Below are 362 nucleotides of genomic sequence, written 5' to 3'. Positions count from 1 at the left end.
GGGAGTGGCGAAAGACAACCGTTTGTTTATCAACGCGGTAGCGTGGCAGACGCGCACGGGCGCTCCGTGGAGAGACATACCGCCAGAATTCGGGAACTGGAACAGCATACACAAGCGGTTTTGCCGCCGGCGGGACAAGGGAATAGGGAAAATGCTGGCGGACGCCGCAACAGGCGAGCCTGCCGGGGATATCCGTATGATAGATTCGACGTATATCAAGGCACACGCGGACGCATGCGGGGCGCGCGGCGGCACTCAGGACATTAGCCGTACAAAAGGGGGCTGAACAGCAAATTACATTTGGTAGTTGACGAGTACGGGATACCGGCAAGCGGCATTGTGACAAGCGGTACTGTCGCGGC

The 362-nt window shown here is 58.6% G+C and carries 1 protein-coding gene; it reads left to right on the top strand.

All coding sequences use genetic code 11. The features are described 5' to 3' along the window. Window positions 1-286 (top strand): transposase (locus tag AWU74_RS08775; protein ID WP_162505143.1); only part of this gene is annotated, 286 nt, incomplete at its 5' end. Between the last annotated feature and the right edge of the window lie 76 nt (window positions 287-362).

Source organism: Treponema endosymbiont of Eucomonympha sp. (assembly GCF_001028545.1).
This window is presented reverse-complemented; position numbering and strand designations above follow the sequence as displayed.